The 12,714-nt window shown below is 67.8% G+C and carries 13 protein-coding genes; 8 read left to right on the top strand and 5 right to left on the bottom strand.

Features of this window, described 5'->3' with window-relative positions; all coding sequences use genetic code 11:
* Positions 1–56: 56 nt before the first annotated feature.
* A complete protein-coding gene (locus ACE3N6_RS13430; RefSeq protein WP_374246281.1) occupies positions 57–1,226 on the bottom strand; it encodes a M20 aminoacylase family protein in 1,170 nt (389 codons plus the stop codon).
* Positions 1,227–1,341: 115 nt separating this feature from the next.
* Here ACE3N6_RS13430 and ACE3N6_RS13425 point away from each other — a divergent pair, with 115 nt between their 5' ends.
* The 3 genes from ACE3N6_RS13425 to ACE3N6_RS13415 are packed head-to-tail and all read left to right on the top strand — an operon-like array spanning position 1,342 to position 4,340.
* Positions 1,342–2,253 (top strand): histone deacetylase, encoded by a 912-nt coding sequence (locus ACE3N6_RS13425; RefSeq protein ID WP_374246280.1) that lies wholly within the window; start codon positions 1,342–1,344, stop codon positions 2,251–2,253.
* A 46-nt stretch (positions 2,254–2,299) separates the two neighbouring features.
* Positions 2,300–3,142 (top strand): AAA family ATPase, encoded by an 843-nt coding sequence (locus ACE3N6_RS13420; protein WP_374246279.1) that lies wholly within the window; start codon positions 2,300–2,302, stop codon positions 3,140–3,142.
* A gap of 19 nt (positions 3,143–3,161) precedes the next feature.
* Positions 3,162–4,340, top strand: coding sequence for a VWA domain-containing protein (locus tag ACE3N6_RS13415; protein WP_374246278.1), 1,179 nt, complete (start codon positions 3,162–3,164; stop codon positions 4,338–4,340).
* 51 nt (positions 4,341–4,391) lie between these two features.
* On the opposite strand, the gene ACE3N6_RS13410 is transcribed toward ACE3N6_RS13415, so the two are convergent.
* Entirely contained in the window at positions 4,392–5,162 is a 771-nt protein-coding gene (locus tag ACE3N6_RS13410; RefSeq protein ID WP_374246277.1) for an MBL fold metallo-hydrolase, read from the bottom strand.
* Positions 5,163–5,331: 169 nt separating this feature from the next.
* Here ACE3N6_RS13410 and ACE3N6_RS13405 point away from each other — a divergent pair, with 169 nt between their 5' ends.
* Positions 5,332–5,892: a hypothetical protein gene (locus ACE3N6_RS13405; protein ID WP_374246275.1), complete on the top strand. Its 561-nt coding sequence runs from the start codon at positions 5,332–5,334 to the stop codon at positions 5,890–5,892.
* 82 nt (positions 5,893–5,974) lie between these two features.
* Here ACE3N6_RS13405 and htpG read toward each other — a convergent pair whose 3' ends face one another.
* Positions 5,975–7,894 (bottom strand): molecular chaperone HtpG, encoded by a 1,920-nt coding sequence (htpG, locus tag ACE3N6_RS13400; protein ID WP_374246274.1) that lies wholly within the window; start codon positions 7,892–7,894, stop codon positions 5,975–5,977.
* Between the two features lie 75 nt (positions 7,895–7,969).
* Here htpG and ACE3N6_RS13395 point away from each other — a divergent pair, with 75 nt between their 5' ends.
* Positions 7,970–9,772, top strand: a complete 1,803-nt coding sequence (locus ACE3N6_RS13395) for an ATP-binding protein (protein WP_374246273.1) — start codon at positions 7,970–7,972, stop codon at positions 9,770–9,772.
* 27 nt (positions 9,773–9,799) lie between these two features.
* On the opposite strand, the gene greB is transcribed toward ACE3N6_RS13395, so the two are convergent.
* Positions 9,800–10,351 carry a transcription elongation factor GreB gene (gene greB / locus ACE3N6_RS13390; protein WP_374246272.1) on the bottom strand — a complete coding sequence of 184 codons (552 nt, stop codon included), beginning with the start codon at positions 10,349–10,351 and terminating at the stop codon, positions 9,800–9,802.
* 74 nt (positions 10,352–10,425) lie between these two features.
* On the bottom strand, positions 10,426–10,659 hold the full coding sequence (locus ACE3N6_RS13385) for a DUF3567 family protein (protein ID WP_374246271.1): 234 nt from the start codon (positions 10,657–10,659) through the stop codon (positions 10,426–10,428).
* A gap of 165 nt (positions 10,660–10,824) precedes the next feature.
* Here ACE3N6_RS13385 and ACE3N6_RS13380 point away from each other — a divergent pair, with 165 nt between their 5' ends.
* The 3 genes from ACE3N6_RS13380 to ACE3N6_RS13370 form a co-directional block, all read left to right on the top strand.
* A complete protein-coding gene (locus ACE3N6_RS13380) occupies positions 10,825–11,049 on the top strand; it encodes a DUF465 domain-containing protein (RefSeq protein ID WP_374246270.1) in 225 nt (74 codons plus the stop codon).
* 13 nt (positions 11,050–11,062) lie between these two features.
* Positions 11,063–12,382, top strand: coding sequence for an O-acetylhomoserine aminocarboxypropyltransferase (locus ACE3N6_RS13375; protein ID WP_374246269.1), 1,320 nt, complete (start codon positions 11,063–11,065; stop codon positions 12,380–12,382).
* Positions 12,379–12,714, top strand: a 336-nt coding sequence (locus ACE3N6_RS13370) for an alpha/beta fold hydrolase (protein WP_374246268.1), incomplete at its 3' end; no start/stop codon positions are given. The genes ACE3N6_RS13375 and ACE3N6_RS13370, both read left to right, overlap by 4 nt.

Raw genomic sequence — 12,714 nt, 5'->3', positions numbered from 1 at the left:
CAACCCGGGTTGGAGCGGGCGACACGGCAAAAGTGCCCCCGCCGGCGCGATGGCCATCAGGCGTCGGCCAGCCAGCGTTCCACCAGACGCACCCAGTAGGCCACGCCGTAGGGAATCGCCTCGTCGTTGAAGTCGTAGTGGGGGTTGTGCAGCGTGCAGCCGCCCTCCCCCGGGCCATTGCCGAGCCACACGTAGCAGCCGGGCTTCTCCTGCAGGAAGTAGGCGAAATCCTCGGCGCCCATGCTGGGTTTGGGGTCGACGAGGGTGTTGGCCTCGCCGCACACCTCCGCCGCCACCCGGGCGCAGAACTCCGCCTCCGGCACCGTGTTGATGGTCGGGGGGTAACCGCGCCGGTAGCTGAAATGCACGTTGGCACCAAAGGCCGCGCCGATGCCCGCGCACACCCGCTGCATGGCGTCCTCCACCTGGGCCCGGACGTCCGGGCGGAAGGCCCGCACCGTGCCGCCGATGCGCACCACATCGGGGATCACGTTGTAGGCGTCGCCCGCGTGGAACTGGGTGACCGACAGCACCGCCGAATCCGCCGGGTCCACGTTGCGGCTCACCACCGACTGCAGCGCCTGCACCAGCGACGCGCCGCACAGCACCGGGTCGATGCCCTGATGGGGCATGGCGGCGTGGGCGCCGTGGCCGCGGATCTCGATGTCGAAGCGGTCGGCGCAGGCCATCACCGGCCCGCGATGCACGGCAAGCTGCCCCACCGGCACGCCGGGCCAGTTGTGCATGCCGAACACCGCCTCCATCGGGAAGCGCGCGAACAGCCCGTCGGCGATCATCGCCGGCGCGCCGCCCTCGCCTTCCTCGGCGGGCTGGAACAGGAAATACACCGTGCCGTCGAAGGCCGGGTTGCGCGCCAGATGCGCTGCCGCGCCCAGCAGCATCGCGGTGTGGCCATCGTGGCCGCAGGCGTGCATCTTGCCGGGGTGGCGCGAGTGGTGGGTGAAGTCGTTCTTCTCCTGGATCGGCAGCGCGTCCATGTCGGCCCGCAGGCCGATGGCGCGGCGGCTGGTGCCGGCCCGCAGCACGCCCACCACGCCGGTCTTGCCGACGCCCCGATGGGTTTCGATGCCCAGCGCCTCAAGTCGCTCGGCCACCAGCGCGGCGGTGCGATGCTCTTCAAAGGCGAGTTCGGGGTGGGCGTGGATGTCGCGGCGGATTGCCGTGGTGGCGGCCTGTTCGGCGCGCAGCGTGTCGAGTAGATTCATGGTGCGTCCCCGATGCGTCGAGTGACGGCCGTGACGGCCGCAATCGGGAAATAATAGCAGCGGAGCGACTTTCGCCCCACCGCGCCGCCCACGAATCCAAGCCGACAGCCCACCGATGAAGCTTTTCTACGCCGACCACTTCGTGCTGCCCCTGCCGCCGGGCCACCGCTTTCCGATGGAGAAGTACAGCCGCCTGCGGGAGCGCCTGCTGGCCAGCGGCCACTTCGCCGCCGACGACTTCCGGGTGCCCGACGCCGCCACCGACACCGAACTCCTGCGCGCCCACGACGCCGGCTACGTGCAGCGGGTGGCGCGCGGCACCCTCGGGCACGACGAGATCCGGCGGATCGGCTTTCCATGGTCCGCAGCGATGGTCGAGCGCTCCCGCCGCTCGGCCGGCGCCACCCTCGCCGCCTGCCGCGCCGCGCTCGCCGAAGGCTGGGCCGCCAACCTGGCCGGCGGCACCCACCACGCCTTCCGCGACCGCGGCGAAGGCTTCTGCGTGTTCAACGACGCCGCCGTGGCCGCCCTCGCCATGCGTGCCGAAGGCCGCGTAGCGCGCGTGGCCATCGTCGATTGCGACGTGCACCAGGGCAACGGCACCGCCGCCATCCTCGCCAACCGGGCCGACTGCTTCACCTTCAGCATCCACGGCGCGCGCAACTTCCCCTTCGACAAGGAAACCAGCGATCTGGACGTGGAGCTGCCCGACGGCACCGGCGACGAGCCCTACCTCGCAGCCCTCGACGACGCGCTGGCCGTGGTCTTCCGCCACCAACCCGATCTGGTGATCTACCTCGCCGGCGCCGACCCGTTTGAAGACGACCGCCTCGGCCGCCTCAAGCTCAGCAAGGCCGGCCTCGCCGCGCGGGACGCGCGCGTGCTGGGCGAATGCCGGCGCCGCAGCCTGCCCGTCGCCATCGCCATGGCCGGCGGCTACGCCCGGCAGATCGACGACACCGTGGCGATCCACGCCGCCACCATCGACACCGCGCGCCGGCTTTTCGCCGCCCCGCCGCCGCTATAATTGACGCAAACGTCAACGTCACCCCCGCCCCCGAGAGGAATCCCCCATGCGTTTCGAAGGCTCCGAGAACTACGTCGCCACGCCCGACCTGATGCTGGCCGTCAATGCCGCGATCCGGCTGCAGCGGCCGCTCCTCATCAAGGGCGAACCGGGCACCGGCAAGACGATGCTGGCCGAAGAGGTGGCCGCCGCCCTGGGCATGCCGCTGCTCCAGTGGCACATCAAATCCACCACCAAGGCCCAGCAGGGGCTCTACGAGTACGACGCGGTGTCGCGCCTGCGCGATTCCCAGCTCGGCGACGACCGGGTGAAGGACATCGGCAACTACATCGTCAAAGGCACCCTGTGGCAGGCCTTCGAGGCCGACGCGCCCTGCGTGGTGCTCATCGACGAGATCGACAAGGCCGACATCGAATTCCCCAACGACCTCCTGCGCGAACTCGACCGCATGGAGTTCTTCGTGTACGAAACCCGCGAGCTGGTGAAAGCCCGGCACCGGCCCATCGTCTTCATCACCTCCAACAACGAAAAGGAGCTGCCCGACGCCTTCCTGCGCCGCTGCTTCTTCCACTACATCAAGTTCCCGGACCGGGACACCATGCACAAGATCGTCGACGTGCACTTCCCCGGCATCAAGCAGGCCCTGCTGAAGGAGGCGCTGGAAGTCTTCTTCGGCCTGCGCGACGTGCCGGGGCTGAAGAAGAAGCCGTCCACGTCCGAACTCATCGACTGGCTCAAGCTGCTGGTGGCCGAGGACATCCCGCCCGAAGCCCTGCGCTCGCCCGACCAGAAGGCCATCGTGCCGCCGCTCCACGGCGCGCTGCTCAAGAACGAGCAGGACATGCACCTCTTCGAGCGCCTGGTGTTCATGGCCCAGCGCAACCGCTGACGGCTGCCGGAGCGCCGCGATGCTCATCGACTTCTTCCTGCACCTCAAGGCGCGCAAGCTGCCGGTCTCCACCAAGGAATTCCTGACCCTGCTCGAAGCCGTGCAGGCCGGGCTGGCCCGCCACAGCCTGGACGACTTCTACTTCCTCGCCCGCGCCACGCTGGTCAAGGACGAATCCCACTTCGACCGCTTCGATCAGGCCTTCGGCGAATACTTCAAGGGCGTCGAGGCCATCCCCGGGCTGGAGGTCGACCTGCCCGACGAATGGCTCCGCGCGATGGCACAGAAGCACCTCAGCCCCGAAGAGAAGGCAAGGCTGGAGGCGCTGGGCTGGGACAAGCTGATGGAGGAGTTCAAGAAGCGCCTCGCCGAACAGAAAGGCCGTCACCAGGGCGGCAGCAAGTGGGTGGGCACCGGCGGCACCTCGCCCTTCGGCAACAGCGGCTACAACCCGGAAGGCATCCGCGTGGGCGGCGAATCGGCCGGCAACCGCACCGCCGTCAAGGTGTGGGATCAGCGCGAATACCGCAACCTCGACGACAGCGTCGAACTGGGCACCCGCAACATCAAGGTCGCCCTGCGCCGGCTACGCCGCTTCGCCCGCCTGGGCGCGCCGGATGAACTCGACCTGGACGGCACCATCGCCGCCACCGCCCGCAACGCCGGCTACCTCGACCTGCTGATGCGCCCCGAGCGCCACAACGCCGTGAAGGTGCTGATCTTCTTCGACGTGGGCGGCTCGATGGACGACCACGTGAAGGTGTGCGAAGAACTCTTCTCGGCCTGCCGCGCCGAGTTCAAGCACCTGGAGTACTTCTACTTCCACAACTGCGTCTATGACCACGTGTGGCGGGACAGCATCCGCCGCCATTCCGAGCGCACCCCCACCCTCGACGTGATCCACAAATACGGGCCCGACTACAAGCTGATCTTCGTGGGCGACGCCACCATGAGCCCCTACGAGATCCTCCAGCCCAACGGCTCCATCGAGTACAGCAACAGCGAGGCCGGCGCCGTGTGGCTGCGCCGCCTGACCGACGCCTACCCGGCCGTCGCCTGGCTCAACCCGGAGCCCGAGCGGATGTGGGACTACCGCCAGTCGATCGGGATCGTCCGCAAGCTGATGACCGAGCGGATGTTCCCCCTCACCCTCGACGGCCTCACCCGGGCCATCGGCCAGCTCTCCCGCAAAAACTGAGGCGGGCCTCGGCCCGCCTCGTCTGGCAGTGCGGCTGACAACAACCGGCGCTCACGGCACCCGGTAGAAATCCTGGGTCAGAAGATCCACGCCGCAGGGCAGCTGCTCGATCCAGTCGAGGAAGCGATTCACCATCGCCTTGCCCTCGAAGCGGCAGCCGTGCTGGGGCACGATCATCTGCACGTCGAGCTGGCGGACCATGTTCACCCAGAAGCGGCACACCTTGTTGGAGATCATGTAGCGGCGATGGAAGCCGATCATGGTGGCGATGTGCTCGTCGAAATTGGTCACCGGCTTGGAAGCCTGCTCGTGATCCACGAGGGATGCGCCCATGTCGCCGGTGAAGAGGATCTTGGAGACCGGATCGTAGAACTGGAAGTTGCCCTCCGAGTGCATGAAATGGGCGGGCACCGCCTTGATGATGTTGTTGCCCAGCGAGATGTTCATGCCCTCGTCGGGGATGCCGATGATCCGGCTGGTGTAATCCTTGCCCGTGGTGAAGTGGGGCACGAAGCGGGTCCACAACCGCGAGATCATCACCTTGCAGTGGGTCGCGACCATCCACTTGTTGAGCGAGGCGATGATGTCCGGGTCGGCGTGGGTGGCAAAGATGAAATCCAGGCCGCGGGACGGAAAGAAGCGCTGCATCGACATGAGCAGACCGGTGTAGGTCATGTTGCCGCCCGGGTCAATCAGGGCCCCATGCTGGCCATCGACGATGAGGAACTGATTGCACTGGACCGCATGATCCGCCTCCTCGTCCACCAGATCGTAGAAGGCCAGGCAGGCATGCGTGCCGTTGTTGAAGAGTTCGACAGCCATGTTGTTGAAATGTGCAATATCGGCGGGACTCACACTTTATCCGACAAAATGACATGCCGAAAAGGCGCCGGCGAATTACATTGACGATTGTCAAAATATGTCCTCGTCAGCCTTGCGCATTTTGGGGTATGTTGTTCTTTTTTGCCCTGCAGCAAAGAGGCACCCGTCCGTGAAGAAACCCGCGCTGTTACTCCTTTCCCTGGCATGCCCCCTCCTGTTCGCGACCTCAGCCGCCGCGGCGCTGGGCTCGTCGTCGAAGACCGCCGCCGCCGGTCGCACCCAGCAGGCCGGAAACTTCGACAAGGCCGTTCCCTTCGGCGGCGCCCGCTCCGCCTACAAGGATGCCCGACGGGCGCCGGAGGTCCGGCCGCCCAGCTCCACGCTCTGCGCGCTGCGGGAGCAGACCCAGGGCATCGGCACCACCCGCCAGGACGCCTCCGGCAAGATCCAGGTGTTCAACGACCCGCGAAACGGCAAGGGCGCCAGCGGCGACATCTACGGCGACTGCAACCGCAGCCTCGCCGGTCGAGTCGTTCCGCGCGTGGCGGTCAAGCCCACGTCCGCCTACAACGCCAGCACCAACACCCTCAAGGCCGCGAGCGATGGCTACGTCAATCGCGCCGCCACCAGCTCGATGATGCCGAAGAAGGCGCCCTCGATGTACGACCCGGCCACCGGCACCCTGCGGGCCACCAAGCGCCCCAACGCCTACCAGATCTACCAGGAATGAAAACAGGGGCGCACGCCTTCCGGCATGCGCCCCTGTCGGGACTTCGGCGGCCGGGGGTTTCACGCCCCGGCGCGGCTCATCGTCAGTTGGCGTTCATCGCCAGCATCAGCTGGTTGATGCGCTTCACGAAGCTCGCCGGGTCGTCCAGCGTGCCGCCTTCGGCCAGCAGGGCCTGATCGAAGAGCACCGCCGCCCAGTCGTCGAACTGCTTGTCCTCGTACTTGAGGCGCAGCACCACCGGGTGAGCCGGGTTGATCTCGAGGATCGGCTTGGAGATCGGCATGGTCTGGCCGGCGGCCTTCATCAGGCGCGCCAGGTTCATCCCCATGTCGTGCTCGTCGGCCACCAGGCAGGCGGGCGAATCGGTCAGGCGGTGGGTGACGCGCACCTCCTTCACCTTGTCGCCCAGGGTGGTCTTCATCTTGTCGAGCAGATCCTTCAGCTCGCCGGTCTCCTTCTCGACGGCGGCCTTCTCGGCTTCGTCTTCCAGCTTGCCCAGATCCAGCCCGCCCTTGGCCACCGACGCCAGCGGCTTGCCGTCGAACTCGGTGAGGTTGCCCACCACCCACTCATCCACGCGGTCGGACAGCAGCAGCACCTCGATGCCCTTCTTGCGGAAAATCTCGAGGTGCGGGCTGTTCTTGGCGGCGTTGAAGCTGTCGGCGGTGACGAAGTAGATCTTGTCCTGGCCTTCCTTCATGCGGCCGATGTAGTCGGCCAGCGACACGGTTTCCTCGGCGGTGTCGGCGTGGGTGGAGGCGAAGCGCAGCAGGCCGGCGATCTTTTCCTTGTTGGCGTGATCCTCGCCGACGCCTTCCTTCAGCACCTTGCCGAACTCCTTCCAGAAGGTCGTGTACTTGTCCTTCTGGTTCTCGGCGAGGTCTTCGAGCAGGCCCAGCACCTTCTTGGTGCAGCCGGCGCGCAGGGTGTCGATGTCCTTGGATTCCTGGAGGATTTCGCGGGACACGTTGAGCGGCAGGTCGTTGGAATCCACCACCCCGCGCACGAAGCGCAGGTAAAGCGGCATCAGCTTCTCGGCGTCGTCCATGATGAACACGCGCCGCACGTACAGCTTCACCCCGTGACGGGCCTGACGATCCCACATGTCGAAGGGCGCGTGGCCGGGCACGTAGAGCAGCTGGGTGTACTCGTGGCGGCCTTCCACCTTCGAGTGGGTCCAGGCCAGCGGTTCTTCGTAGTCGTGGCCGACGTGCTTGTAGAACTCGGTGTACTCCTCGTCGGTGATGTCCGACTTGGCGCGCGCCCACAGGGCGTTGGCCTTGTTCACCGTCTCGTCCTCGTCGGTGACGACCTGCTCCTTCTTCTCCTCGTCCCACTGCTCCTTCTTCATCACGATGGGCTGGAGGATGTGGTCGGAGTACTTCTGGACGATCGAGCGCAGCTTCCACGACGACAGCAGGTCGTCCTGGTCTTCACGCAGATGCAGGGTGATCTCGGTGCCACGGCCGGCCTTCTCGATGGGCTCGACGGTGTACTCGCCGGCGGTGTCGCCGGTCATCGAGCACTCCCACTTCACACCGTCGGCGGCGGCGAGGCCGGCGCGGCGGGTGCGCACCGTCACCTTGTCGGCGACGATGAAGGCGGAGTAGAAACCCACGCCGAACTGGCCGATCAGGTGAGCGTCCTTCTTCTGGTCGCCGGTGAGCTTGCCGAAGAACTCCTTGGTGCCCGACTTGGCGATGGTGCCCAGATTGGTCACCACCTCGTCGCGGCTCATGCCGATGCCGTTGTCGGCGATCGTCAGGGTGCGGGCGGCCTTGTCGTAGGCCACGCGGATCTTCAGTTCGGCGTCGTCCTCGAACAGCCCGCCGTTCTCGAGGGCTTCGAAACGCAGCTTGTCGCAGGCATCCGACGCGTTCGAAACCAGCTCCCGCAGGAAGATCTCCCGGTTCGAGTACAGCGAGTGGATCATGAGGTGCAGCAGCTGCTTCACCTCGGCCTGGAAGTTCAAGGTTTGCGCGGACGTTTGCTCGACAGTCATAAAGCTTGCTCCATAAGAACCGTTAACGCTCCCCATATGGGTGCTGCCTTCCGGCTTTCAAGCCCCAGCCTTTCGATGGAACGAGCGCGCCAATCCACCCCCCTGCCGTCCATGCTGTCGCCGCGGGCGGAACAGGGCGTCCCCGGCACCCCCAGGTGGCGCGTCCGCGCAAGCATCTGGCTGGCCTTCGCCCTGCTTGCCACGTTGATCGTCGCGGTCGCCGTCTCGCTGATCCGCTTCGATCACCGCACCGCCCTCCAGCACACCGAATCCGAACTGCGCAGCCTCACCCGCGTCTTCGAGGAGCACGTGGCCCGCAGCTTTGGCGAGGCCGAGAGCGCCCTCACCGAGATCGCCACCCAGTTGGCGGCCCGCGGCGGCGCGGACAGCTTTGCCGACGGCGAACTCCAGGCCCTGCTGCGCGAGCGCGCCGGCCACCTGCCGGAGGTGGAGAGCCTCTTCGTGGAGCGGGACGACGGCAGCCTCGCCGCCCACTCCGACGCCCAGCCCCCGGGCGCCGGGCCGGCCTCGACTCAGCCACACCGCAGCCTGCCCGCGCGCATCGACGAAGGCATCGCCATCGGCAGCCCCACCCGCAGCCCGACCAGCGGGCGGTGGATCACCCCGCTCACCCGCCAGGTCTTCGACGCCGACGGCAAATACGTGGGCACCGTGGGCGCCGCCATCAGCCACGCCTACTTCGACGGCATCTACCGGGATCTCAGTTTCGCCGCGGGCGACACCGTGCTGATCCTCCACGCGATCCGGGCGATCACCCTCATCCGCCATCCGCCGGTCGACGCCCTGGTGGGCAGTAGCGTCGCCGGCTCGCCCGTGCTCGGCCCCGAGCCCGAGACCCGCAGCCGGGTCGTGACCGGCCCGCTCCCCGGCGAGACCGACGAGCGCATCACCGCCTACCGGCGGCTGGCCGATCGCCCGCTGGTGGTGGGCGCCAGCCGCCCGATGGCCGGCGCGCTGGCCGAATTCCAGGAACACCGGCGCCGCATCGTCGCCGCCGCCGGCGCCATGCTCACCCTCCTGGGCGCCCTCGCGCTGCTGCTGCACCGGGACATCCGGCGGCGTGGCGAAGAAAGCCGCGCCCTGGCCGAACTCAACGCCACCCTCGAAGACCGGGTGCGCCTGCGCACCGCCGAACTCGAGCAGACCAACCGCGAACTCCTCAGCTTCAGCTACTCCATCTCCCACGACCTGCGCGCGCCGCTACGGGCCATCAACGGCTTCGCCCACGCCCTGGACGAAGACTACGGCGACCGCCTCGACGACGCCGGCCGCAACTACGTGAGCCGCCTGCGCAAGGCCAGCCTGCGGATGGGCGACCTGATCGACGAGCTGCTCAAGCTCGCCAGCGTCTCCAACCGCCCCCTGCACATCGAGCCCACCGACATCTCCACCGTCGCCCGGGAAATCCTCGACGACCTGGCCGAGCACCACCCCGACCGGCAGGTCCAGACCCACGTCGAAGACGGGCTCTCCGCCGACACCGACGCCATCCTGATCCGCAAGGCCCTCGAGAACCTGCTGGGCAACGCCTGGAAATTCACCCGCGACAGCCGGCCCGCCATCGTCCAGGTGGGCGGGCGGCCCCACGGCGAGGAGCACCTGTTCTACGTCACCGACAACGGGGTGGGCTTCGAGATGGCCCACGCCGCCCACCTCTTCGAACCCTTCCAGCAGCTGCACCGCCACCAGGGCTTCGACGGCTCGGGCATCGGCCTCGCCAGCGTGCGGCGGATCGTGGAACGCCACGGCGGGCAGATCTGGGCAGAATCGGCCCCCGGCGCCGGCACCACGATGTTCTTCACCCTGCCGCGCACCCCCGCCATGGTGCGCAGGCCGCGCGAGCGCCTGCGCGGCTGACGATACAAAAAAAGGGCCAACCCAGCCCTAAACGTATCGAATCTCCAGCACCTCGATCTCGCGCAGCCCGGCCGGGCTGGCAAAGCGCACCACATCCCCCTCCCGCGCCTTGAGCAGGGCCCGCGACAGCGGCGCGATCCAGCTGATCCGCCCCTCCGACGCGTTCGCCTCGTCCACGCCCACGATCTGGTAGGTCTGCTCCTGGGTGCCGTCCACATCGCAGACCGTCACCGTGGCGCCGAAGAACACCTGCTCGATGTTCTCCTGCTCGGACGGCGTCACCACCGTCGAATTCTCCAGCCGCTTGATGAGGAAGCGGATACGCCGGTCGATCTCCCGCAGGCGCTTCTTGCCGTAGATGTAATCGCCGTTCTCCGAGCGGTCGCCGTTGCCCGCCGCCCAGCGGACGGTCTCCACCAGCCTGGGGCGCTCGTCGCGGACGAGCTGATCCAGCTCGGCACGCAGGATCTCGTAGCCGCGCCGGGTCATGTAATTGGTGGTGCCCGGCGGCAGGCTCGGCGCACCGGGCGGTGCGTCGTCGTCGTCCTGATCGTTTTCTTTGACGAAAGCCTTGTTCACCCTGAAACGCTCCGCTCAAGCAAAAATGGGACGGCTATGGTAGGAGCCGGCCGCCCCACTGGCAAGCCGCGCCGTCAGTGATACACCGCCGGCTGGTTGAGCAGGCTCCCGTAGTCAGCGATCAGGTTCTCGAAGTCGTCCATCTCGGTGGCGGACGCCGCCACGTCGCGCAGCTCGCGCTTGAAGCGCAGCGCCGCCTCGTCGCGGATCAGGGTTCCCACCCCCCGCCGCTTGTCGATCACCTCGACCGCGTCGAGGCCCGGATAATCCACCACGTAAAGCACAGGGTTGTTGAGTACCACGTTCATGACAGGTCTCCTCAAAAAGCGGATTGGCCTTGTGGGCGTCGGTGCTTCTGAAGATGGGAACGTTCCCGCCCGCTTCAAGTTCCCCGGCAGCGTTGTAATTCGCCACGCCCGGGCCTAAGATTCAGCTCATCCTGCCCTCAGTCGGGCCCCTCATCGAATGCAGGCATGAACGACAGCAACGAGCCCAGCGCCGACGTCTCCAGCCTGACCGCCAGGCTGACAGCCCTCACCACCGAACACCGGGATCTCGACGCGATCATCGGGCAGATTTCCCTCGCCCCGCCCCCCGGCGACGACCTCCTCCTGCGCCGCCTCAAGAAGCGCAAGCTGCTGCTCAAGGATCGCATCGCGATCCTCGAACGCATGCTCGACCCCGACATTCCCGCCTGACCCCCAACCGCCTATGCCCATCCACCGAAACGCCGGGGCCGACACGCTCGCCCTGCACGCCGGCCAGACCCCGGACGCCCTCCACCGCGCCCGGGCCACCCCGATCCACTTCACCACCAGCTACGTCTTCGAGAGCGCCGACCACGCCGCCGCCCTCTTCAACCAGGAACGCGCCGGCCACGTCTATTCGCGCATCTCCAACCCCACCAACGCCGTGCTCGAAGAACGCATCGCGGCGCTCGACGGCGGCGTCGGCGCCATCGCCTGCGCCAGCGGTCAGGCCGCGCTGATGCTCGCCATCGCCACGCTGATGGGCAGCGGCGGCCACATCGTCGCCTCCCGCTCCCTTTATGGCGGCTCCCACAACCTGCTGGCCTACACCCTGCCCCGCTTCGGCATCGCCACCACCTTCGTCGACGCCCGCGACCCGCACGCCTGGCGCGACGCCATCCGCCCCGAAACCCGCCTGCTGTTCGGCGAATCCATCGGCAACCCGGGGCTCGAAGTCCTCGACATCCCGGCCATCGCCGACATCGCCCACGCCGCCAGCGTGCCCCTGCTGGTCGATGCCACCCTCGTCACCCCGGCGCTGCAATGCCCCCTCGACCTGGGCGCCGATCTGGTCATGCATTCCGCCACCAAGTTCCTTGGCGGCCACGGCGTCGCCATCGGCGGCCTGCTGGTGGATGGCGGCAGCTTCGACTGGGAAGCCAGCGGCGGCCGCTTCCCCACCCTCACCGAACCCTACGACGGCTTCCACGGCATGGATTTCGCCGAAGAATCGCCCATCGCGGCCTTCCTGCTGCGCGCCCGCCGCGAAGGCCTGCGCGATTTCGGCGCCTGCCTCTCGCCCATGAACGCCTTCCAGATCCTCCAGGGCGTCGAAACCCTCGGCCTGCGCATGGAACGCCACGTAGCCAACGCCCGAGCCCTGGTGGCCCACCTGGCCGCCCACCCGCTGGTCGAATCCGTGTCGTGGCCCGAACTCGACAGCCACCCCGACCACACCCTCGCCGCGCGGCTGCTGCCCAAAGGCTGCGGCGGCGTGTTCAGCTTCAGCCTCAAGGGCGGCCGCGCCGCCGGGGCCACCTTCATCGAGGCGCTCCGCCTGTTCTCGCACCTGGCCAACGTGGGCGACGCCAAGTCGCTCGCGATCCACCCGGCCAGCACCACCCACTTCCGCATGTCGCCGGATGCCCTGCTGGCCGCCGGCATCGCCGAAGGCACCGTGCGCCTCTCGGTCGGCCTCGAGAACGCCCCCGATCTCATCGAAGATCTCGAGCGCGGCCTCGCCGCCGTCGCCCGCGCCAGTCAGGCCGGAGGTGCCCGATGAAACTCACCCTCGCCGGGCAGGGCGCCTGCTGCTACACCGGCGGCCGCGCCTTCGACGCCGCCCGCCCCACCGTCGTCTTCATCCACGGCGCCGGCCACGACCACAGCGTCTGGACGCTCCAGAGCCGCTACTTCGCCTCCCACGGCTGGAACGTGCTGGCGCCCGACCTGCCCGGCCACGGCCAGAGCGCCGGCCCGCAGCTCACGTCCATCGAAGCCCTCGCCGACTGGGTGCTCGCCCTGCTCGCCGAGCTGCAGATCGCCGGCGCCACCCTGGTCGGCCACAGCATGGGCTCCCTCATCGCCCTGGAGGCCGCCGCCCGCGCCCCCAAC

The organism is Zoogloea sp. (genome assembly GCF_041904905.1).
Lineage (GTDB): Bacteria > Pseudomonadota > Gammaproteobacteria > Burkholderiales > Rhodocyclaceae > Zoogloea.
Note: the sequence above shows the minus strand (reverse complement) of the source record. Positions and strands in the feature narration are given on the sequence as shown.

Excerpts from the sequence above, each read along its gene's own strand:
- ACE3N6_RS13430 (WP_374246281.1), bottom strand. The coding sequence starts at position 1,226 with ATGAATCTACTCGACACGCTGCGCGCCGAACAGGCCGCCACCACGGCA.
- ACE3N6_RS13425 (WP_374246280.1), top strand. The coding sequence starts at position 1,342 with ATGAAGCTTTTCTACGCCGACCACTTCGTGCTGCCCCTGCCGCCGGGC.
- ACE3N6_RS13420 (WP_374246279.1), top strand. The coding sequence starts at position 2,300 with ATGCGTTTCGAAGGCTCCGAGAACTACGTCGCCACGCCCGACCTGATG.
- ACE3N6_RS13415 (WP_374246278.1), top strand. The coding sequence starts at position 3,162 with ATGCTCATCGACTTCTTCCTGCACCTCAAGGCGCGCAAGCTGCCGGTC.
- ACE3N6_RS13410 (WP_374246277.1), bottom strand. The coding sequence starts at position 5,162 with ATGGCTGTCGAACTCTTCAACAACGGCACGCATGCCTGCCTGGCCTTC.
- htpG (WP_374246274.1), bottom strand. The coding sequence starts at position 7,894 with ATGACTGTCGAGCAAACGTCCGCGCAAACCTTGAACTTCCAGGCCGAG.
- ACE3N6_RS13395 (WP_374246273.1), top strand. The coding sequence starts at position 7,970 with ATGGAACGAGCGCGCCAATCCACCCCCCTGCCGTCCATGCTGTCGCCG.
- ACE3N6_RS13385 (WP_374246271.1), bottom strand. The coding sequence starts at position 10,659 with ATGAACGTGGTACTCAACAACCCTGTGCTTTACGTGGTGGATTATCCG.
- ACE3N6_RS13380 (WP_374246270.1), top strand. The coding sequence starts at position 10,825 with ATGAACGACAGCAACGAGCCCAGCGCCGACGTCTCCAGCCTGACCGCC.
- ACE3N6_RS13375 (WP_374246269.1), top strand. The coding sequence starts at position 11,063 with ATGCCCATCCACCGAAACGCCGGGGCCGACACGCTCGCCCTGCACGCC.